Raw genomic sequence first — 18,018 nt, 5'->3', positions numbered from 1 at the left:
AAATGACCGGCGGCAAAATTTTAGCGCGCCATCATACTCCACGCTAACTCCGGACGCCAATCCTAAACATTTGCCGCCAGGTATTTGCTTTTAAAGCGCAAAAAAGCGACGGACGCTGCGTAATACGGCATCAGGTTTTTCGGCGTGCACCCAGTGTCCCGCGCCGCTGATCACATGCGCATGAGCCGCCGGGAACTGCGTAATCAACGCCTCGCGGTACTGATTATCCAGGTAGCTGGAGTCACCGCCGCGAATAAACAGCGCCGGATGCGGCCAGGCGGGAACCGGCTGCCAGCCAGAAATGGTGGTGTAGTTGTCCCACAATACCGGCACGTTGAAGCGCCATTCACCCTGCTGGAAAGATTTCAGCAGGAACTGAATCACACCCTCTTCATCAAGCAGGCCACGCATCACCTGCGCAGCTTCACTGCGGGAAGTCACGCCCGCTTCCGTTACCGCGCGGATCGCCGCGAAAATGGTGTCGTGGCGGCGGGTCTGATAATCCACCGGTGCGATATCGATCATCACCAGACGTTCGATACGATCTGCCGCCAGCGCACTCATGGTCATGGCAATTTTGCCGCCCATCGAATGACCGATTACCGCCACCCGATCGATGCCGTGCGCATCCAGCGTCTCTAACATATCCTGTGCCATCACAGCGTAGTTCATCTGATCGGATCGCGGTGATAATCCATGGTTGCGGACATCAACCTGCAGTACCGGCGCGGCATCTTTTAACCCGCGAGCCAGCACGCCAAGGTTATCCAGCGTTCCGAACAGGCCGTGGATCAGCAGGATGGGCAGGGAATCAGTCGGGGATTGTTCAGTTTGCAGACGGGCGTTCAAAATCATGGCAAAGTTCTTAAGTTTGAGACCTAAGCTTAGGTTATCATGGATTCACCTTTTCAGGCGCGCCGGTTCCGGCGGCATTAGGACATATTCTGACTTTTGCCCGTAAACCGTTTGATTGCTAACAACCCGCCTGAATTTAACTTTATAATCCTCATGTTAGAACCCGCTCACCCTTCGAATCGCCAAACTTTGCTTAGGGCTTTTCAGGAAACAAGTGGTTCTGTCATGAGAAAGAACCGTACGGAATAAGATGAAAACGATCGAAGTTGACGAAGAGCTCTACCGTTATATTGCCAGCCACACGCAACACATTGGTGAAAGCGCATCCGACATTCTGCGTCGTATGCTGAAGTTCACGGCCGGTCAGACAGCACCTGCTGCGCCGGCACAAAATGCAGCGTCCGGTGCGGCGAAAGAGACTCAGCCTGCCGTGGCTGGCTCACGTCCGCAGGATCGGGTACGCGCGATGCGTGAACTGATGCTTTCTGATGAATATGCGGAGCAGAAGCGGGCGGTTAATCGCTTTATGCTAATCTTGTCAACGCTCTATCGTCTTGATACCGCAGCCTTTGCTGAGGCAACTGCATCACTGCAGGGCCGTACCCGCGTCTATTTTGCGGGTGATGAGCATACGCTGTTGCAAAATGGCACCCATACTAAGCCGAAGCACGTACCCGGCACACCGTACTGGGTGATCACCAATACCAATACCGGTCGCAAATGCAGCATGATCGAACACATCATGCTCTCAATGCAGTTCCCGCAGGAACTGACAGAGAAAGTTTGCGGCACCATTTAAACTGAAGCGTCAGGGAGAAGCGCCAATGGCCAATCACCCCCGTGCCGGGCAACCCGCCCAGCAGAGCGATTTGATTAACGTTGCACAATTAACCTCACAGTATTATGTCCTGCAGCCCGACGTGGCGAACCCGGAACATGCGGTGAAGTTTGGCACCTCTGGCCATCGCGGTAGCGCAGGGCGTCAAAGCTTCAACGAGATGCACATTCTGGCGATTGCGCAGGCGATTGCAGAAGAGCGTAAAAAGAACGGCATCACCGGTCCGTGCTACGTGGGTAAAGATACCCACGCGCTGTCCGAGCCGGCGATCCTGTCGGTGCTGGAAGTGCTGGCGGCGAACGGCGTGGATGTGATTGTGCAGCAGGATAATGGCTATACGCCGACCCCTGCCATCTCTAACGCCATTCTTGAGCACAACAAAGCCGGTGGCGCACTGGCCGACGGCATTGTGATCACGCCTTCACACAACCCACCGGAAGATGGCGGCATCAAGTACAATCCACCTAATGGCGGACCGGCTGATACCAACGTCACCAAAGTGGTTGAAGATCGCGCGAATCAGCTGATCAAAGATGGCCTGAAAGAAGTTAAACGTCTGCCAATCGATCAGGCACTGGCCAGCGGCCACGTGGTCGAGAAAGATCTGATCCAGCCTTACGTTGAAGGTCTGGCGCAGGTCATCGACTTCCCGGCGATTCAGAAAGCCGGTCTGAAAATTGGTGTTGATCCGCTGGGTGGTTCTGGTATTGCTTACTGGCAGCGTATCGCTGAGCACTACAAGCTGGATCTGACGCTGGTAAATGACGCTGTCGATCAGACTTTCCGCTTTATGCATCTGGATAAAGATGGCGTGGTCCGCATGGACTGCTCCTCTGAGTGCGCCATGGCCGGTCTGCTGGCTTACCGCGACAAGTTCGATCTGGCGTTCGGTAACGACCCGGATTATGACCGTCACGGTATTGTCACTCCGGCAGGCCTGATGAATCCAAACCACTATCTGGCAGTGGCAATCAACTACCTGTTCCAGCACCGTCCACAGTGGGGCCAGGATGTCGCCGTTGGTAAAACTCTGGTATCCAGCGCGATGATCGACCGCGTGGTTAACGACATCGGCCGTAAGCTGGTGGAAGTGCCGGTTGGCTTTAAGTGGTTTGTTGATGGTCTGTATGACGGCAGCTTTGGTTTCGGCGGCGAAGAGAGCGCCGGTGCCTCTTTCCTGCGTTTCGATGGCACGCCATGGTCAACCGATAAAGACGGCATCATCATGTGTCTGCTGGCGGCAGAGATCACTGCTGTCACCGGTAAAAACCCGCAGCAGCATTACGATGAACTGGCCGGGCGCTTTGGTGCGCCAAGCTATAACCGTCTGCAGGCGTCCGCAACGTCTGCCCAGAAAGCCGCGCTGTCGAAGCTGTCACCTGAGATGGTGAGCGCCGATACGCTGGCGGGCGACCCGATTACCGCGCGTCTGACCGCTGCGCCAGGTAATGGCGCGTCGATTGGTGGCCTGAAAGTGATGACCGACAACGGCTGGTTCGCCGCGCGTCCGTCAGGCACCGAAGACGCCTACAAAATCTACTGTGAAAGCTTCCTGGGTGCGGAACACCGCGCGCAGATTGAGAAAGAAGCGGTAGAGATTGTCAGCGAAGTACTGAAAAACGCCTGAGAAATCGGGCAATGAAAAAGGCGCCTCTGGCGCCTTTTTTTATGGCATAAAGCGATAGCCAATACCGGTTTCCGTCAGCAGATGCACCGGCTGGGTCGGGTTGGCTTCCAGCTTCTGCCGCAGATGCCCCATATAGATGCGCAGATAGTGGCTGTGCTCCACCGCATTCGGTCCCCACACCTGGCTCAGGAGCTGGCGCTGGGTCAGCACTTTGCCCGCGTTATTCAGCAGAATACTCAACAGGCGAAACTCAATCGGGGTGAGATGAATCTCCTCGCCGCCGCGCTGTACCCGGCGTGCAGCAAAATCAACACTCACATCCGCAAAGGTGACGCGGGCGTCGGGTTGCTGGCTGCTGTGCCGCCGCAGTGCGACCCGGACGCGAGCCAGCAGTTCACCGATACCAAACGGTTTGGTCAGATAGTCATCAGCACCGGCATCCAGCGCGGCGATTTTATCCTGCTCGTCGCTGCGTGCTGACAGCACAATCACCGGCATCGCGCTCCACTGGCGCAGGTCGCGGATAAAGTCGGTACCATCACCATCCGGCAGGCCTAAATCGAGGATCACCAGATCGGGTTTACGGGTGGCGGCTTCAATCAAGCCGCGCTGCAGCGTATCGGCATCAAAGACTTTCAGTGCCTCATTTTCCAGCGCCAGCCGCACAAAACGGCGGATCTCTTTTTCATCTTCAACGATCAAAACCGTGGTCACGCAAACCTGCCTTGAATAAACAGTGATGCGCTACTTTACCAACAAATTTTTCTGCCGTCCGTGCCGGTTACGCCGGGCTGATTTAAACCTGCGCGTAACCACGAAATAACATCCGTGTAACTTAATTACAGGTTAATTCTTAAACGATACATTTTCGGGTAAATAAGTGGTCTGATGAGTAGTAAAATTACACAATCAGGCGTAATCTTAGACACAGATCACATTCGAACCTTATAACTCTCCGGGAGGTGATAACCATGTATCAGGCTTATCCACGTTCCAAAATCATTTTGCGTCGCACGCTGGTGGTCCTTCTCGGCGTTGTTGCGTTACCCGTGATGCTGTTCCGTCGCGACCGCGCTCGCTTCTACAGCTATCTGCATCGGATGTGGTGCAAAACCAGCGCCAAGCCGGTATGGCTGGCGCAAGCAGAAGCCGCTGGCGGCGCTTTCTGGTAAGACGGATATCTGCTGAATCGGCCTGGTCACTGGACCAGGCTTTTTTTTGCGTTTTTTCTTAAAACAGCCGCGCTTTTCCCTGGCTTAACGCTGTCTTCCTGGCTGATTTACGCTACACTTAAACCTCTACAAGATTTCGGAGGTTGTACAAGTATGAGCGAAAAAATCCCGGTCGGAATCAGTGCCTGCTTGCTTGGTGAAAGCGTCAGATTTGACGGTGGACACAAGCGCCTTACTTTCGCTACCGAAGACCTCACGCCTTTTGTGCGTTTCGAGCCGATCTGCCCTGAAATGGCGATTGGTCTGCCGACGCCGCGCCCAGCCTTACGCCTGGTTAATCAGGGTGATGAGGAACTGCATCTGTGCTTCAGCAAAGATGGCGGGGAAGAGGTGACTGACCGGATGCGTGACTGGTCGGCCGAGCGCGTGAAATCGTTGCATCATCTGTCAGGCTATATCCTGTGCGCCAAATCCCCCAGCTGCGGCATGGAGCGGGTGCGGGTTTACGAGCCAGACACCAACAACAATCGCAAAGCCGGTACCGGCATTTTTGCTGAATTCCTGCAGCGTGAAATGCCGTGGTTACCGCTGGAAGAGGATGGACGACTGCACGATCCTGCGCTGCGCGAAAATTTCATTGGTCGTATCTGCGCTCTGCATGAGTTCAATCAGATGTGGCAAAGCGGCCTGACCCGTCACCGTCTGATTGCCTTCCACAGCCGCTATAAATTACTGATGCTGGCCCATTCGCAGGAGAAATACCGCGAGCTGGGGCCGTTTGTCGCCTCAATGAACCAGTGGGACTCACTGGAAGCATTCGCCTTCGAATACCGTAATCGCATGATGGCGCTGATGTCACGACCCGCCTCGCGTCGTAATCACACCAACGTTCTGATGCACGTTCAGGGTTATTTCCGCCGCCAGCTCAGTTCACCGCAGCGGCAGGAACTGGCGACGCTGATTGATCGTTACCGCCAGGGCACCCAACCATTGCTGGTGCCGATTACCATTCTGAAGCACTACATGGCGGAGTTCCCGCATCCATGGCTGGCTGAGCAACGCTATTTCGATCCCTATCCGGAAGCGTTGTGTTTACGTTACGGACAATAATTCAGGAGTGTTATGACCACCCATCTGGTCTGGCTGCGTAACGACTTACGCCTCAACGACAATCTGGCGCTGCATGCTGCCTGCCGCGACAGCGAGGCAAAGGTGATTGCGCTCTATCTCGCCACGCCGAAACAGTGGCAGCAGCACGACATGGCGCCGCGACAGGCGGCCTTTATTCATGCCAGTCTGCAACTGCTGGCGGCGTCGCTGGCCGAGCGGGGTATCGCTCTGCATTATCAGTCGTGTGAGACCTTCGGCGACGCGGTCGATTACCTGGTCAGCTTTTGCCAGCAGCAGCAGGTCGACCAGCTTTTCTACAACTATCAGTATGAAGTCAACGAACGCCAGCGCGATGCGGACGCCGAGAAGCGTCTCGATCAGGCGGGCGTGATCTGTCAGGGTTTTGATGACAGCCTGCTGTTGCCGCCTGGCAGCGTACAGAGCGGTGACCGCTCGATGTACAAAGTCTTTACCCCGTTCAGCAAAGCGTTTGTCCGCCGCTTGCAGCAAACCCTGCCGGAGTGTGTGCCCGCGCCGAAAGCGCGTCCCGGCGCGCCGCTGGAAAACCCGGCGATTCCACCGTTTGATTATCCGACCGACAGCGTTGACCAGACGCTGTTTCCGCCCGGCGAAGCCGCAGCCCTGAAACGCCTGCGGCAGTTCGCAACCCAGCCGGTGCTGGATTATCCCGCCGAGCGCGATCTGCCGGCGCGGGACGGCACCAGCCGGTTATCGGTATATCTGGCGACCGGGCTGTTATCGCCGCGACAGTGCCTACACCGCGTGCTGCATGAACATCCTGACGCGCTGGACAACAGCCGGGCGTTTAGCTGGCTGAATGAGCTGATCTGGCGCGAGTTTTATCGTCATCTGCTGGTGGCGTATCCGACGCTGTGCAAGCACCAGCCCTTTGTTAGCTGGACGCGACACGTGGAATGGCAGACTGACGCAGCCCATTTCGACGCCTGGAAAGCAGGGAAAACCGGCTATCCGATTGTGGATGCGGCGATGCGGCAGCTCAACGCGCTTGGCTGGATGCATAACCGGCTACGAATGATTACCGCCAGTTTTCTGGTCAAGGATCTGCTGATTGACTGGCGCGACGGTGAACGCTACTTCATGCAGCAGCTGATTGATGGGGATCTGGCGGCGAACAATGGCGGCTGGCAGTGGGCAGCCTCGACCGGCACCGATGCCGCGCCCTATTTTCGCATCTTCAATCCGACCACGCAGGGTGAACGCTTTGATCCGCAGGGCGCATTTATCCGCCACTATCTGCCGGAGCTGGCAGACGTGCCGGACAGCGATATTCATCAGCCGCTGCTGTGGGCCGCGAAAAATCATAAGAAACTCGATTATCCGCCACCGATCGTGGAACATAAGAGCGCCCGTAAAAAGACATTAGACGCCTTTGAGCGCGCGAAAAGCGCGGCCTGAGGCGATCAAGGAGCCACGATGAATCATTACCAACTCGAGACGCTGATCAATCAGCAGCTGGAGAGCCACAACTTCAGTGATTACGCCCCAAACGGTTTGCAGGTTGAAGGGCGCAGCGAAGTGAAAACGGTGATTACCGGCGTTACCGCCTGTCAGGCCCTGCTGGATGAAGCCGTAGCACGTCAGGCAGATGCGATAGTGGTGCACCATGGTTATTTCTGGAAAAACGAACCGGCCGCGATAAAAGGCATGAAGCGTCGTCGTTTGCGTACGCTGCTGGCCAACGACATTAATCTCTATGGCTGGCATCTGCCGCTCGACGCCCATCCGCAGTTAGGCAACAACGCGCAGCTGGCGAAGCTGCTGGATATCGAGGTACGTGGCGAAGTGATGCCGCTGGTGTTGTGGGGTGAACTGGCCGAGCCACTCACCGGCCAGCAACTGGCCGATCGCATTGCCGATAAGCTGGGACGTGAGCCACTGCACTGTGGCGACAACGCACCAGAACTGATTCGCCGCATCGCCTGGTGCAGCGGTGGCGGGCAGGGCTTTATCGATCAGGCTGCTGCTTTTGGTGTGGATGCTTACCTGACCGGTGAAGTGTCGGAGCAGACCATTCACAGCGCTCGTGAACAGGGACTGCACTTCTTCGCTGCCGGACACCATGCGACCGAGCGCGGTGGCGTCAAAGCGCTGGGCGACTGGCTGGCGCAACACCACGGTCTGGATGTGACCTTCATCGATATTCCGAATCCTGCCTGATCCCACTCCCGGTCCTGCGCCCCGCCGCAGGACCTAAATCTGTTGACACATCTCCGTCACTTTCGCATAACTGTTTGCTTTGAGTAGATAAGCAAACGGCTGAGCCGTGCGCCAGAACCGGTCTGGCACGCGAGATTTCAGCTCAACGGGAGGTCGCTGTTGCAACGAGCACGTTGTTATTTACTGGGTGAACGCGCGGTGGTGCTGGAACTGGAACCACCCATCTCGCTGGCCAGCCAGCAACGAATCTGGGGTCTGAACCAGCGCCTGCAGGCGGTCGCGAGCGTTCAGGAGGTGATCCCCGGCATGAACAACATCACCCTGATACTGCGTGATCCACAGCAGAGCGCGCTGGACGCCATTGAGCGGCTGCAGCGCTGGTGGGAAGAGAGTGAAGTGCAGATACCGGAATCACGTCAGGTGGCGATCCCGGTCATTTATGGCGGCGAGGCCGGCCCCGATCTGACGGTAGTGGCCGAACACGCCGGACTCTCCATCCATCAGGTGGTGGAGTTGCACAGCAGTACCGACTACGTGGTCTATTTCATCGGTTTTCAGCCCGGCTTTCCCTATCTGGGTGGGCTGGATCCGCGTCTGCATATTCCTCGTCGGGCAGAACCGCGCGTCGCCGTGCCCGCCGGATCGGTCGGTATCGGCGGCAGCCAGACCGGTGTCTATCCGCTGGCGTCACCGGGCGGCTGGCAGCTCATCGGCCAGACGCCTGTCGCGCTGTTTGATCCGCTGCAGCAACCGCCGACGCTGCTCCGACCCGGTGATACCGTGCGCTTCGTGCCACAGAAGGAGGGCGTATGTTGAGGATCCTGCGAGCCGGACTGGCCGCCACGATACAGGATGCGGGTCGTCACGGCTGGCGGCAGTACGGTATCAGCCTCGGTGGGGTGCTGGATCAGCCCGCGATGACCACCGCTAATTTGCTGGTGGGCAATGCGCCAGACAGCGCGGTGCTGGAGATGGTGCTCGGCCAGTTTAAGGCGGAGTTCACCCGCGACGGCTGGTTTGCGCTGACCGGCGCTGGCTGTAACGCAGAACTGGACGGTAATCCGGTATGGACCGGCTGGCGCACCCCGGTTAAAAAAGGACAGGTGCTGTCGCTGGCGATGCCGGTACACGGCATGCGCAGCTATCTGGCGGTGCAGGGCGGGTTCGATCTGCCGGCGATGCTCGGTTCTGTCAGCACCGATCTGAAAGCCGGATTTGGCGGATTCCACGGGCGCACGCTGCAGGATGGCGACTGCCTTCCGCTGGGCAAACCGACCCGTCAGTTTGCTCGCAAAGCTGGCGTCCGGCAGCTGCTGTGGGGCAACCGCATTCGCGCGCTGCCGGGTCCGGAATACCATGAGTTCAGCCGCGAGGCGCAGCAGGCGTTCTGGCGCACAGCGTGGAAGCTCAGTCCGCAAAGTAACCGGATGGGATACCGACTGGAGGGACGTCAGCTCAACCGGGAAAACCCGCGGGAACTGCTGTCGCACGGGCTGGTACCGGGCGTGGTGCAGGTGCCGCCTAACGGTCAGCCGATTGTGCTGATGGCGGATGCCCAGACCACCGGCGGCTATCCGCGTATCGCCTGTATTATCGAGGCTGACCTCTATCACCTGGCGCAAATCCGGCTGGGTGAACCGATTCACTTTATTCATTGCACTCTGCCGGAGGCGATGCAGGCGCGTCAGCATCAGCAGCGTGCGCTGGACCAGATGGTATGGGGACTCGCTGATGAAAATTGATTTAAACGCCGATCTCGGTGAAGGCTGCGACAGCGATCGCGCGCTGCTGCAACTGGTCAGCTCGGCCAACATCGCCTGTGGCTTTCACGCCGGCGATGCCCAGACCATGCTGCAATCGATCCGCTGGGCGAAAGAAGCCGGAGTAGCGATTGGCGCACATCCGGCTTTTCCCGACCGCGAAAACTTTGGCCGCAGCGCGATGCAGCTGCCGCCGGAAACGGTCTATGCCCAGATGATCTACCAGATTGGGGCGTTGAAAAGCCTGGCAGAAAGCGAAGGCGTGCGGCTGGTTCATGTTAAGCCGCACGGCATGCTCTACAACCAGGCGGCGGCCGATGCGGTGCTGGCCGACACCATTGCCCGGGCGATTAAGGCGGTGGACAGCCAGCTGATTGTGGTCGGGCTGGCGGGCAGCGAATCGATTCGGGCGGCGGCTCACTATGGTCTCCGTACCCGTGAAGAGGTGTTTGCCGATCGCGGTTACCTCAGCAGCGGTGCGCTGGTGCCGCGCAGCCAGCCCGGAGCGCTGATTGAGGATGAACAGCAGGCGATCGATCAGACGCTGAGCATGGTGCAGCAGGGCAAGGTAAAAAGCATCAGCGGGGAATGGGTCGCGGTTAAAGCGCAAACCGTCTGCTTACATGGCGACGGGGCGCATGCGTTGCAGTTTGCCCGGCGGCTGCGTGATGCCTTTGCCGCCCAGCAAATCAGCGTCACCAGTGCCTGAATAATAATGCTTAGCCCGGCTGTGCCCGGGCTTTTTCATACTCTAAGGGGAAAAGATGGATAGCGTGGTAAATCTCTGGCCGCTGCTTGGCATTGCAGCCATCATTATCGGCTTCGTATTACGGTTTAATCCGGTGCTGGTGGTTATTGTCGCCGGTTTCGTCACCGGCTTCGCGGCCATGATGCCGTTGGCCGACATTCTGGAAAAGCTCGGTTCGGGCTTTCTCAACACCCGTAACCTGCCACTGATTCTGTTGCTGCCGCTGGCGGTGATCGGCCTGCTGGAACGTCACGGGCTGAAAGAGCGGGCGCAGGCGTGGATCGCCCAGATTAAAACCGCCACCGCCGGACGTTTACTGATCGTCTATCTGCTGGTGCGCGAACTGACCGCAGCGCTCGGCCTGACCAGCCTCGGTGGTCATCCGCAGATGGTGCGCCCACTGCTGGCACCGATGGCGGAAGGGGCGACGGAAAACCGTTATGCTGACGTCTCGTCAGAGGTGCGCCATCGTCTGCGCGCCATGTCGGCGGCAACTGATAACGTCGGGCTGTTCTTTGGCGAGGACATTTTCGTCGCCTTTGGCGCGATTATCTTTATGCACAACTTTATGCAGGAGTCGGCCGGGATTCAGACTGAACCGCTGCACATTGCCCTGTGGGGTATCCCGACCGCAGTGGCGGCCTTCCTGATCCACTCGGCCCGCCTGGTACGGCTCGATCGTCAGTTAGCCCGTGAATTACAGGCGCTGAACGGCCAGGCACTGAAAGCCAAAGGAGGGCAGTAATGTTTCAGCAACAATATCTGATGTGGCTGGCAGGGCTGATCCTGCTGGTGGTGGCGCTCCTCTCCTGGGGCGATCGCGCCAACCCGCGTCGTTTAACCACCGGACTGTTCTGGGCGCTGTATGGCCTGATTTTCCTGGTTGGCGACTGGACCACGCAACTGATGACGCAGTGGATGGGTTCGGCAGCCGCCGGCACCCGGATGCTGAACATTAGCGTCGGGGTCGCAGTGGTGGTGATGGCGCTGATTGCTGGCTTAGGCGGGGTAAAGCTGGGCCGCTATCATCAGCGCAGTGATGAGGAGAAACAGGCCAGTGCGCTGCGCCTGCGCAATAAACTGTTCCTGCCTGCGCTAGCGATCCCGGTGGTGACGGTCGCGGGCGTGCTGGCGTTCAACCATATCCCGGGCTTGCAGGATACGGTGTTTGGTCCTAGTAACCACGCGACGCTGGTGACGCTGTTTTCGATGATGATCGGCTGCCTGATCGGCTGGCTGGTGGCGCTGAAACTGACGCATGAGAAACCGGTGCAGTCGATGCAGGAGACCCGACGGCTGCTGGATGCTATTGGCTGGGCATTTATCCTGCCGCAGATCCTCGCCACCCTGGGTCTGCTGTTTACCAGTGCCGGCGTCGGCAGTGCGATTTCCCATCTGACCGAAAGCTATCTGGCGGTCGACAGTCGCTTTATCGCGGTGGCGGTTTATGCCGGTGGCATGGCGCTGCTGACCATGGTGATGGGCAACGCCTTTGCTGCGTTTCCGATTATCACAGCGGGCGTCGGTATTCCGATTCTGGTGCTGCAGCACGGCGGCAATCCGGCGGTGATGGCAGCCATCGGCATGTTCTCCGGCTACTGCGGCACGCTGATGACGCCGATGGCGGCTAACTTTAACATCGTGCCGGCGGCGCTGCTGGAGCTGCCGGATCGTAACGCGGTGATCAAAGCTCAGGTCCCGACCGGTGTGCTACTGTTAATCGTTAACATTTTCCTGCTCTATTTCCTGATGTTCCTGTGAGGCTGAATGAAAACTGTCCTGATGACCGCCTTTGAACCGTTTGGCGGTGAAAGCATTAACCCATCATGGGAAGCGGTCAGTGCGCTGGAAGGCAAAGAGATTGCTGGCGCACGGATCGTCATCCGTCAGTTGCCGGTGGTGTTTGCGGATGTGCTGGATGTGCTCTACCAGGCGCTGGAGGAGGTGAAACCGGATGCGATTCTGTCGGTAGGACAAGCGGGCGGGCGCAGCGATATTACCGTTGAACGCATCGGCATCAACGTTGATGATGCGCGTATTGCCGACAACGCCGGCCATCAGCCGGTTGATGAAGCAATTGTGGCTGACGGTCCGGCGGCCTATTTCTCGCGTCTGCCGATCAAGGCGATTGTGGCCGCGCTGCGTCAGGCGGGGATTCCCGCCTCGGTGTCACAGACCGCCGGGACCTTTACCTGTAACCGGGTGATGTATGGTCTGCTGCACTGGCTGGCCCAGCAGCAGACGCCGGTGCGCGGTGGCTTTATCCACATCCCTTACCTGCCGGAGCAGGCGGCGTTGCACCCTGGTGCGCCAAGCATGTCGGTCGCCAGTGTGATTCAGGCGCTGGAAATTGCGGTCCGGGTGACGCTGGAGACCGGTGAAGATCTGAAAATAGCTGGCGGTGCCACACACTAAGAGGATCCACGATGCCTGAAGGACCAGAGATCCGCCGGGTGGCGGATCAGCTCGAAACCGCGATTGTCGGCCAGCCGTTAACCGAAGCGTGGTTTGCCTTTCCGGCGCTGAAAACTTACGAACCGGCGCTGATTGGCGAACAGGTGCAGGCGATTGAGACACGCGGCAAGGCGTTGCTGACACATTTCAGCAATGGCCTGACGCTCTACAGCCACAATCAGCTGTATGGCGTCTGGCGCATCGTCACGCCCGAAACGGAATTACAGACCACCCGACAGTTACGGGTACGGCTGGCGACGGCCGATCGGGCTATTCTGCTGTATAGCGCGTCAGATATTGAGTTACTGAACGCCGATACGCTGGCAGCACACCCGTTTCTTAACCGCATCGGCCCCGATGTGCTGAGCAGTGCGCTGACGGTGGATGAGGTGAAAGAGCGGCTGCTGTCACCCCGTTTCCGGCGGCGGCAGTTCAGTGGTCTGCTGCTGGATCAGGCTTTTCTGGCCGGGCTGGGCAATTACCTGCGTGCCGAAATTCTCTGGCTGGCACAGTTGCTGCCGCAGCATCGGGCGCAGGATCTCAGTAACCATCAGCTGACTGCTTTCAGCGAGGCGCTGCTTTCAGTGCCGCGCCATGCCTATCGGATGCGTGGCACGATGAAGAAATATCATGAGGAAGCGGCGTTTCAGTTTGAGGTGTTTCATCGGCAGGGCAAAAAATGCCGGCGCTGCGGCACGGTGATTGAGAAGGGCACGCTCTCATCACGGCCTTTTTACTGGTGTCCGGGGTGTCAGCACTGAGTGCCTGACGGCAGCTATAAAAAAAACGGGGCCAGATGGCCCCGTTTTTGCGTTGAAATATAACGCTTATTTTTCCAGCTGCGAGTTGAATTCGCGCTCGGTATAACCGGTATAGAGCTGACGCGGACGGGCGATTTTCATCCCTTCGTCGTGCATCTCTTTCCAGTGCGCAATCCAGCCAACGGTACGCGCCATCGCGAAGATCACGGTAAACATTGAGGAAGGAATTCCCATCGCTTTCAGAATAATACCGGAGTAGAAATCGACGTTTGGATAGAGTTTGCGCTCGATGAAGTAAGGGTCGTTCAGCGCAATGTGTTCCAGTTCCATCGCCACTTCCAGCAGATCATCCTTCATACCCAGCTCATTCAGGACTTCATGGCAGGTATCGCGCATCACGGTGGCACGTGGATCGTAGTTTTTGTAAACGCGGTGACCAAAGCCCATCAGACGGAAGGAGTCATTTTTGTCTTTGGCACGTTTAACAAATTCCGGAATGTGCTCAACGGTGCTGATCTCTTCCAGCATGCGCAGTGTCGCTTCGTTGGCACCGCCGTGCGCCGGTCCCCACAGGGAGGCGATCCCGGCGGCGATACAGGCAAACGGGTTAGCACCAGAAGAACCGGCGGTACGCACGGTTGACGTCGAGGCGTTCTGCTCATGGTCAGCATGCAGGATCAGGATACGGTCCATGGCGCGTTCCAGTACCGGATTTACCTTGTACTCTTCGCACGGTGTCGCGAACATCATGTGCAGGAAGTTACCGGCATAAGAGAGGTCATTACGCGGGTAAACAAACGGCTGACCGATAGAGTATTTGTAGCACATCGCGGCCATGGTCGGCATTTTGGACAGCAGGCGGAACGCGGCGATTTCGCGGTGACGCTCATTGTTAACGTCCAGCGAATCGTGATAAAACGCCGCCAGTGCGCCGGTCACGCCACACATCACCGCCATCGGGTGTGAATCACGACGGAAGCCGTGGAACAGACGGGTAATCTGCTCATGAATCATGGTATGACGGGTAACGGTGGTACGGAATTCTTCAAACTGCTTTTGATTTGGCGCTTCGCCATTCAGCAGGATGTAACACACTTCCAGATAGTTGGAGTGGGTCGCCAACTGGGAGATCGGGAAGCCGCGGTGCAACAGGATACCTTCATCACCATCAATAAAGGTGATTTTTGACTCGCAGGATGCGGTGGACGTGAAACCCGGATCGAAGGTAAACAGTCCACTGGAGCCGAGGGCGCGGACATCAACCACATCCTGGCCCAGCGTGCCTTGCAGCACATCCAGTTCAACGGACGTTTCATCTTGTAGGGTTAGCGTCACTTTTTTATCTGTCATTTTCGTCTCCATAGCGCCTTAGGCAGGTAAAGATCTTTAGACACCTGAAACGCGTTCATGTTGCGGTTGGCAAAACTTCACAGCATCACTCTGCTGTCTTATGGCTGGTGCAGGGTACAGAGTGAGAGGCGCGTTCCCAGCAGGAACCGTAGAGCCATGGACATGCTGCATATCGCGGTTGTTAAAGATCCGGTCAGGACATAACTTCTTGGTAACCAATAACCTGATGCTTTTTAATGCTTACGTTCGCAATGTTACATAACTTGCGCTTAGGGGAAAGTGTATCCCCATAACTTTTGTGCATCATAGGAATTTGTAGCGTTAGTTTGTAACTGAATTGTTGAACTATTGTCAAATCAGATAATTAAAATTGTATCAATTGTGAAAATCGTGAGTAGGATCACTGTTCCATCTAAAATTTACCAAAGAGTTTGTAGGGGAATTGTAATCAGAATGTGATCCTCCTATACTCCTGCCAGGTCTCCGGAACACCCTGACACCAGGAGCCACCCAGCGTTTCTACCGCGTCAATTAACACTGGATGTTGCTTTTTTGGTGACGGTTAAAGTCTGCCACGCGTTGTGATTAGACTCCGCCTCAGGTCCGGAGGAAGCAAAATAAAAAAGAGCTGTGTGGGCAAAACCGTGAAAAAACAAAGACCTGTCAACTTGGATCTCTCGACGATCCGGTTTCCCGTTACTGCAATATCGTCCATTCTTCACCGCGTCTCCGGCGTAATCACATTGGTTGCTCTTGGCATCCTGCTGTGGCTACTCGGTCTCTCACTCTCCTCTCCGGAAGGTTTCCAGCACGCTGCAACCATCATGGATGGCTTCTTCGCGAAGTTTATCATGTGGGGCATTTTAACGGCGCTGGCCTATCACGCGGTGAGCGGGATTCGTCATATGTTGATGGATTTTGGTTATCTGGCTGAAACCCTGCAGGTGGGTAAGCGTTCAGCTTATATGACTTTTGTAATCACTGTCGTGCTGGCAATTCTGGCGGGAGTCCTCGTATGGTAAGCAATGCATCCGCGTTGGGTCGCAACGGTATCCAGGACTGGCTGCTGCTGCGGGCAACCGCAATTCTGATTACGCTCTACATCGTCTACATCCTCGGTTTTGTGGTGATGACTGACACGCTGACCTATGAGTTGTGGCGTGGCTTCTTCGCTTCCGCATTCACTAAAGTGTTCACCCTGCTGACGCTGTTCTCGATTCTGATCCACGGCTGGATTGGCATGTGGCAGGTGTTAACAGACTACGTCAAATCGCTGCCAACCCGTCTGGTGTTGCAGTTTGTGATTGTGGTGGCGCTGTTGTGGTATGCGATTTATGGATTTGTTGTGGTGTGGGGTGTGTAAATGAGTTTGCCAATCAGAGAGTTCGATGCCGTGGTGATCGGCGCAGGTGGCGCAGGAATGCGAGCCGCACTGCAAATCTCCCAGGCCGGCCAGAGCTGCGCCCTGTTATCTAAAGTTTTCCCGACCCGTTCCCACACCGTATCTGCGCAGGGCGGTATTACCGTTGCGCTGGGTAATACCCATGAAGATAACTGGGAATGGCACATGTACGACACCGTCAAAGGCTCCGACTATATCGGTGACCAGGACGCGATTGAATATATGTGTAAAACCGGACCGGAAGCGATTCTGGAGCTGGAACACATGGGCCTGCCGTTCTCGCGTCTGGATGATGGTCGTGTCTATCAGCGTCCGTTCGGCGGCCAGTCGAAGAATTTCGGTGGCGAGCAGGCGGCACGTACCGCGGCGGCAGCCGACCGTACCGGTCACGCCCTGCTGCATACGCTGTACCAACAGAACCTGAAAAATAAGACCACTATCTTTTCTGAGTGGTACGCGCTGGATCTGGTGAAAAATGCCGACGGCGCAATTGTCGGCTGTACCGCGATTTGTATCGAAACCGGTGAGACCGTCTACTTTAAAGCCAAAGCCACCGTACTGGCGACCGGCGGGGCAGGCCGTATTTACCAGTCCACCACCAATGCACACATCAACACCGGTGACGGCGTGGGTATGGCGCTGCGCGCAGGCGTACCGGTGCAGGACATGGAGATGTGGCAATTCCACCCAACCGGCATCGCCGGCGCGGGCGTGCTGGTGACCGAAGGCTGCCGTGGTGAAGGCGGTTATCTGCTGAATAAACATGGCGAGCGCTTCATGGAACGCTACGCGCCGAATGCGAAAGATCTGGCGGGCCGTGACGTGGTTGCGCGCTCGATGATGATCGAAATTCGCGAAGGTCGCGGCTGCGATGGCCCGTGGGGCCCGCACATTAAACTGAAACTCGATCACCTCGGTAAAGAGGTGCTTGAGTCACGTCTGCCTGGCATTCTTGAGCTGTCACGCACCTTTGCCCATGCCGACCCGATTAAAGAACCGATTCCGGTGATTCCGACCTGTCACTACATGATGGGCGGCATTCCGACCAAAGTGACCGGTCAGGCGCTGCGGGTGAATGAGCAGGGCGAAGACGTGGTGATTCCTGGGCTGTTTGCAGTGGGCGAAATCGCCTGCGTATCGGTTCACGGTGCCAACCGTCTGGGCGGCAACTCGCTGCTCGACCTGGTGGTGTTTGGCCGCGCTGCGGGTCTGCATCTGCTGGAAAGCATTCAGGAGCAGGGCGAACTGCGTGATGCTTCTGAAGATGAGATTGATGCGGCGATGGCGCGCTTTAACCGTTGGGAAAATAACACCACCGGTGAAGACCCGGTTGAGATTCGCAAAGCGCTGCAACGTTGCATGCAGAATAACTTCTCGGTATTCCGTGAAGGCGATGCAATGGCGCAGGGCCTGGAAGAGCTGAAAGTGATCCGCGAACGCCTGAAATCGGCGCGTCTGGATGACCGCTCGCCGGACTTCAACACGCAGCGTATTGAATGTCTGGAACTGGACAACCTGATGGAGACGGCGTTTGCCACGGCGGTGGCGGCTAACTATCGCACCGAGAGCCGCGGTGCACATAGTCGCTTCGACTTCCCGGATCGTGATGATGAGAACTGGCTGTGCCACAGTCTTTATGTCCCGGAAACCGAGAGCATGACGCGCCGTGAGGTGAACATGCAGCCGAAACTGCGCGCGGCCTTCCCGCCGAAAGTGCGTACCTACTAATTTCGGAGACGATC

Annotated in this window: 19 protein-coding genes; 16 read left to right on the top strand and 3 right to left on the bottom strand. The window is 57.0% G+C overall.

Annotation, left to right across the window (positions count from 1 at the left end; translation table 11 throughout):
• Positions 1 to 90: 90 nt before the first annotated feature.
• Positions 91 to 855, bottom strand: coding sequence for an esterase (ybfF, locus tag ACLIBF_RS15315; RefSeq protein ID WP_031374808.1), 765 nt, complete (start codon positions 853 to 855; stop codon positions 91 to 93).
• Between the two features lie 250 nt (positions 856 to 1,105).
• Here ybfF and seqA point away from each other — a divergent pair, with 250 nt between their 5' ends.
• Positions 1,106 to 1,654 carry a replication initiation negative regulator SeqA gene (gene seqA, locus ACLIBF_RS15310; RefSeq protein WP_031374809.1) on the top strand — a complete coding sequence of 183 codons (549 nt, stop codon included), beginning with the start codon at positions 1,106 to 1,108 and terminating at the stop codon, positions 1,652 to 1,654.
• 25 nt (positions 1,655 to 1,679) lie between these two features.
• The gene (pgm, locus tag ACLIBF_RS15305) at positions 1,680 to 3,320 is read left to right on the top strand and encodes a phosphoglucomutase (alpha-D-glucose-1,6-bisphosphate-dependent) (protein ID WP_031374810.1); all 1,641 of its coding nucleotides are present in this window, start codon (positions 1,680 to 1,682) and stop codon (positions 3,318 to 3,320) included.
• A 39-nt stretch (positions 3,321 to 3,359) separates the two neighbouring features.
• On the opposite strand, the gene kdpE is transcribed toward pgm, so the two are convergent.
• On the bottom strand, positions 3,360 to 4,034 hold the full coding sequence (gene kdpE / locus ACLIBF_RS15300) for a two-component system response regulator KdpE (protein WP_031374811.1): 675 nt from the start codon (positions 4,032 to 4,034) through the stop codon (positions 3,360 to 3,362).
• Positions 4,035 to 4,291: 257 nt separating this feature from the next.
• Between kdpE and ACLIBF_RS15295 the strand changes: the two genes are divergently transcribed.
• From ACLIBF_RS15295 to nei, 11 genes are all read left to right on the top strand, one after another.
• Positions 4,292 to 4,492, top strand: a complete 201-nt coding sequence (locus ACLIBF_RS15295) for a DUF2517 family protein (protein WP_031374812.1) — start codon at positions 4,292 to 4,294, stop codon at positions 4,490 to 4,492.
• A gap of 153 nt (positions 4,493 to 4,645) precedes the next feature.
• A complete protein-coding gene (locus ACLIBF_RS15290; RefSeq protein WP_031374813.1) occupies positions 4,646 to 5,602 on the top strand; it encodes a YbgA family protein in 957 nt (318 codons plus the stop codon).
• A gap of 12 nt (positions 5,603 to 5,614) precedes the next feature.
• Positions 5,615 to 7,039 carry a deoxyribodipyrimidine photo-lyase gene (gene phrB, locus ACLIBF_RS15285; protein WP_031374814.1) on the top strand — a complete coding sequence of 475 codons (1,425 nt, stop codon included), beginning with the start codon at positions 5,615 to 5,617 and terminating at the stop codon, positions 7,037 to 7,039.
• A gap of 18 nt (positions 7,040 to 7,057) precedes the next feature.
• Entirely contained in the window at positions 7,058 to 7,801 is a 744-nt protein-coding gene (locus ACLIBF_RS15280; protein ID WP_031374815.1) for a type 2 GTP cyclohydrolase I, read from the top strand.
• 159 nt (positions 7,802 to 7,960) lie between these two features.
• Positions 7,961 to 8,617 (top strand): 5-oxoprolinase subunit PxpB, encoded by a 657-nt coding sequence (pxpB, locus tag ACLIBF_RS15275; protein ID WP_031374816.1) that lies wholly within the window; start codon positions 7,961 to 7,963, stop codon positions 8,615 to 8,617.
• On the top strand, positions 8,611 to 9,543 hold the full coding sequence (gene pxpC / locus ACLIBF_RS15270) for a 5-oxoprolinase subunit PxpC (protein WP_031374817.1): 933 nt from the start codon (positions 8,611 to 8,613) through the stop codon (positions 9,541 to 9,543). Before pxpB ends, pxpC begins: the two co-directional genes overlap by 7 nt.
• Positions 9,533 to 10,270: a 5-oxoprolinase subunit PxpA gene (gene pxpA, locus ACLIBF_RS15265; RefSeq protein WP_279809435.1), complete on the top strand. Its 738-nt coding sequence runs from the start codon at positions 9,533 to 9,535 to the stop codon at positions 10,268 to 10,270. Before pxpC ends, pxpA begins: the two co-directional genes overlap by 11 nt.
• A 55-nt stretch (positions 10,271 to 10,325) precedes the next feature.
• Entirely contained in the window at positions 10,326 to 11,054 is a 729-nt protein-coding gene (locus ACLIBF_RS15260; RefSeq protein WP_279809434.1) for a DUF969 domain-containing protein, read from the top strand.
• Entirely contained in the window at positions 11,054 to 12,070 is a 1,017-nt protein-coding gene (locus ACLIBF_RS15255; RefSeq protein WP_279809433.1) for a DUF979 domain-containing protein, read from the top strand. The genes ACLIBF_RS15260 and ACLIBF_RS15255 overlap by 1 nt, the downstream gene beginning before the upstream one ends.
• A gap of 6 nt (positions 12,071 to 12,076) precedes the next feature.
• Positions 12,077 to 12,724 carry a pyroglutamyl-peptidase I gene (gene pcp, locus ACLIBF_RS15250; protein ID WP_046288455.1) on the top strand — a complete coding sequence of 216 codons (648 nt, stop codon included), beginning with the start codon at positions 12,077 to 12,079 and terminating at the stop codon, positions 12,722 to 12,724.
• A gap of 11 nt (positions 12,725 to 12,735) precedes the next feature.
• Complete coding sequence (gene nei, locus ACLIBF_RS15245) at positions 12,736 to 13,524, top strand: endonuclease VIII (RefSeq protein WP_031374819.1); 789 nt, start codon at positions 12,736 to 12,738, stop codon at positions 13,522 to 13,524.
• A gap of 66 nt (positions 13,525 to 13,590) precedes the next feature.
• Here nei and ACLIBF_RS15240 read toward each other — a convergent pair whose 3' ends face one another.
• Positions 13,591 to 14,874 carry a citrate synthase gene (locus ACLIBF_RS15240; RefSeq protein WP_031374820.1) on the bottom strand — a complete coding sequence of 428 codons (1,284 nt, stop codon included), beginning with the start codon at positions 14,872 to 14,874 and terminating at the stop codon, positions 13,591 to 13,593.
• A 632-nt stretch (positions 14,875 to 15,506) separates the two neighbouring features.
• Here ACLIBF_RS15240 and sdhC point away from each other — a divergent pair.
• Genes sdhC through sdhA form a run of 3 tightly spaced genes read left to right on the top strand, consistent with a single transcriptional unit; the run spans position 15,507 to position 18,004 of the window.
• Positions 15,507 to 15,896, top strand: a complete 390-nt coding sequence (gene sdhC / locus ACLIBF_RS15235) for a succinate dehydrogenase cytochrome b556 subunit (RefSeq protein WP_046288454.1) — start codon at positions 15,507 to 15,509, stop codon at positions 15,894 to 15,896.
• Complete coding sequence (gene sdhD / locus ACLIBF_RS15230) at positions 15,890 to 16,237, top strand: succinate dehydrogenase membrane anchor subunit (protein ID WP_031374822.1); 348 nt, start codon at positions 15,890 to 15,892, stop codon at positions 16,235 to 16,237. The genes sdhC and sdhD overlap by 7 nt, the downstream gene beginning before the upstream one ends.
• On the top strand, positions 16,238 to 18,004 hold the full coding sequence (gene sdhA, locus ACLIBF_RS15225) for a succinate dehydrogenase flavoprotein subunit (RefSeq protein ID WP_031374823.1): 1,767 nt from the start codon (positions 16,238 to 16,240) through the stop codon (positions 18,002 to 18,004). It begins immediately after the preceding gene.
• Positions 18,005 to 18,018 lie beyond the last annotated feature (14 nt).

Source organism: Pantoea sp. PGP6 (assembly GCF_053474785.1).
Note: the sequence above shows the minus strand (reverse complement) of the source record. Positions and strands in the feature narration are given on the sequence as shown.

Excerpts from the sequence above, each read along its gene's own strand:
- ybfF (WP_031374808.1), bottom strand. The coding sequence starts at position 855 with ATGATTTTGAACGCCCGTCTGCAAACTGAACAATCCCCGACTGATTCC.
- seqA (WP_031374809.1), top strand. The coding sequence starts at position 1,106 with ATGAAAACGATCGAAGTTGACGAAGAGCTCTACCGTTATATTGCCAGC.
- pgm (WP_031374810.1), top strand. The coding sequence starts at position 1,680 with ATGGCCAATCACCCCCGTGCCGGGCAACCCGCCCAGCAGAGCGATTTG.
- ACLIBF_RS15295 (WP_031374812.1), top strand. The coding sequence starts at position 4,292 with ATGTATCAGGCTTATCCACGTTCCAAAATCATTTTGCGTCGCACGCTG.
- ACLIBF_RS15290 (WP_031374813.1), top strand. The coding sequence starts at position 4,646 with ATGAGCGAAAAAATCCCGGTCGGAATCAGTGCCTGCTTGCTTGGTGAA.
- phrB (WP_031374814.1), top strand. The coding sequence starts at position 5,615 with ATGACCACCCATCTGGTCTGGCTGCGTAACGACTTACGCCTCAACGAC.
- ACLIBF_RS15280 (WP_031374815.1), top strand. The coding sequence starts at position 7,058 with ATGAATCATTACCAACTCGAGACGCTGATCAATCAGCAGCTGGAGAGC.
- pxpC (WP_031374817.1), top strand. The coding sequence starts at position 8,611 with ATGTTGAGGATCCTGCGAGCCGGACTGGCCGCCACGATACAGGATGCG.
- pxpA (WP_279809435.1), top strand. The coding sequence starts at position 9,533 with ATGAAAATTGATTTAAACGCCGATCTCGGTGAAGGCTGCGACAGCGAT.
- ACLIBF_RS15260 (WP_279809434.1), top strand. The coding sequence starts at position 10,326 with ATGGATAGCGTGGTAAATCTCTGGCCGCTGCTTGGCATTGCAGCCATC.
- ACLIBF_RS15255 (WP_279809433.1), top strand. The coding sequence starts at position 11,054 with ATGTTTCAGCAACAATATCTGATGTGGCTGGCAGGGCTGATCCTGCTG.
- pcp (WP_046288455.1), top strand. The coding sequence starts at position 12,077 with ATGAAAACTGTCCTGATGACCGCCTTTGAACCGTTTGGCGGTGAAAGC.
- nei (WP_031374819.1), top strand. The coding sequence starts at position 12,736 with ATGCCTGAAGGACCAGAGATCCGCCGGGTGGCGGATCAGCTCGAAACC.
- ACLIBF_RS15240 (WP_031374820.1), bottom strand. The coding sequence starts at position 14,874 with ATGACAGATAAAAAAGTGACGCTAACCCTACAAGATGAAACGTCCGTT.
- sdhD (WP_031374822.1), top strand. The coding sequence starts at position 15,890 with ATGGTAAGCAATGCATCCGCGTTGGGTCGCAACGGTATCCAGGACTGG.
- sdhA (WP_031374823.1), top strand. The coding sequence starts at position 16,238 with ATGAGTTTGCCAATCAGAGAGTTCGATGCCGTGGTGATCGGCGCAGGT.